Source organism: Nocardioides caeni (assembly GCF_004912195.1).
Lineage (GTDB): Bacteria > Actinomycetota > Actinomycetes > Propionibacteriales > Nocardioidaceae > Nocardioides > Nocardioides caeni.
In genome coordinates this window covers 1-1,584 of record NZ_STGW01000038.1, presented here as the reverse complement: position 1 = coordinate 1,584, position 1,584 = coordinate 1, and the positions used below count along the sequence as shown (strand labels likewise).

The window sequence follows — 1,584 nt, the reverse complement described above, 5'->3', positions numbered from 1 at the left end:
GGAGGTTGTGCTGCCGCTCGCGCTGGTAGAGGCCGGGGAGCAGCTTGCGGAGGGCGAGGTCGCCCGTGCCGCCGAAGACGGTGAAGTCACAGGCCGGGACGGCCAGGTCAGGAGTGTGTGCGCTCACATCGACCACCGTAGAGCCTCAAGGTGTCTTTGGGGAACCCTACTTATGTCTTTCTAAGATCAAAGTGGCAGGGCTTAGACTCCGCGCATGGTTGACGCGACCCTCGCCCCGGTGGTCCGCCCGCCGTTGGTGCGGGAGTCCGCCACCGCGGGTGACCTGCTCGCGCTGCTCCGCAGCGGCCGGGCCTCGACGAGGGCCGATCTCCGCACCGTCACCGGCCTGTCCCGCACCGCCGTCGTCGCCCGCGTCAACGCGCTCACCGAGGCCGGCCTCCTGCGCCTCGGCGCCGAGCTTGCCTCGACCGGGGGGCGCCCGCCGGGCAGCCTCGTCTTCAACACCGACGCCGGCGTCGTGCTCGCGGTCGCGATCGGGCGCTCGCGCTCCCAGGTCGCCGTCTTCGACCTCGGCGGGACCGAGCTCGCCTCCTCCGCGGTCGAGCACGAGATCGGGGCGGGGCCGGACGACGTCATGCCCGGCGTGGCCGACCACCTGTCGTCACTGCTGGAGCGCGACCTGCCGCCCGTCCTCGGCATCGGGGCCTCGCTGCCCGGTGTCGTCGACGACGGCCGCGGCGTCAGCGTCGACACCCCGGTGATGGCCGGCTGGGACGGGGTGCCGCTGGCGCCGTACCTCGAGAAGGTCGCGGACGCGCCGCTCTTCCTCGCCAACGACGCCGACGCCATGGCCCGCTCGGAGTACCTCGGCCACGCGGCGACGATGCCCGACCTGCTCGTCGTGAAGGCCTCGACGGGCATCGGCCTCGGCGTGCTGGCGGACGGTCGCCTCGTGAGTGGGTCGCGTGGCGGCGCCGGCGACCTCGGCCACACCAAGGTCCCCGAGGCGGCGGGTCGTCCGTGCCGGTGCGGCGACGTCGGCTGCCTCGAGACGATCGCGGCCGGGTGGGCGCTGGTCGCGCGTCTGCGCGAGGAGGGCCGCACCGTCGACCACATCCGCGACCTCGTCGCGCAGGCGCTCTCCGGCGACCCCGAGGCCAAGCAGCTGCTCCGCGAGAGCGGCCGGCAGGTCGGCGAGCTGCTCGCCGTCGCGATCAACCTGCTCAACCCGCAGGCCGTCGTGCTGGGCGGCGACATGGCCGCCGCCTATGACGTCTACGCCGCCGGCGTCCGCGAAGCCGTCTATGCCCGCGCGTCCGCGCTGGCGACCCGCGAGCTGCAGTTCCTGCCGGCGACGTACGGCGACCGCGCCGGCCTCGTCGGCTGCGCGGCCCTCGCCCTCGACGCCGTCCTCAGCCCCTCCGCGATCGACGCCCGGCTCGCCCGGGCGCTCGGCTGATAGCCCTCCACGTCACCCGCCCTCGCCCAGCAAGGATCCCCATGCACCAGCGCACTCTCGGACAGACCGGCCGCGACGTCTCCGTCGTCGGCCTCGGCACTTGGCAGCTCGGCGCCGACTGGGGTGACGTCAGCGAGGCCGACGCCCGCGCCGTGCTCGAGGCG

At 74.1% G+C, this 1,584-nt stretch carries 2 protein-coding genes; one reads left to right on the top strand and one right to left on the bottom strand.

What is annotated here, in order from left to right; genetic code table 11:
• Positions 1-127, bottom strand: a 127-nt coding sequence (locus E9934_RS20605) for a hypothetical protein (RefSeq protein ID WP_202977395.1), incomplete at its 3' end; no start/stop codon positions are given.
• 87 nt (positions 128-214) lie between these two features.
• On the opposite strand from E9934_RS20605, the gene E9934_RS19360 reads away from it, so the two are divergent.
• Complete coding sequence (locus E9934_RS19360) at positions 215-1,420, top strand: ROK family protein (RefSeq protein WP_136564543.1); 1,206 nt, start codon at positions 215-217, stop codon at positions 1,418-1,420.
• The last annotated feature ends 164 nt before the right edge of the window (positions 1,421-1,584 follow it).

Bases quoted from the DNA above. Each gene is read 5' to 3' on its own strand.
- E9934_RS19360 (WP_136564543.1), top strand. From the start codon at position 215: ATGGTTGACGCGACCCTCGCCCCGGTGGTCCGCCCGCCGTTGGTGCGG.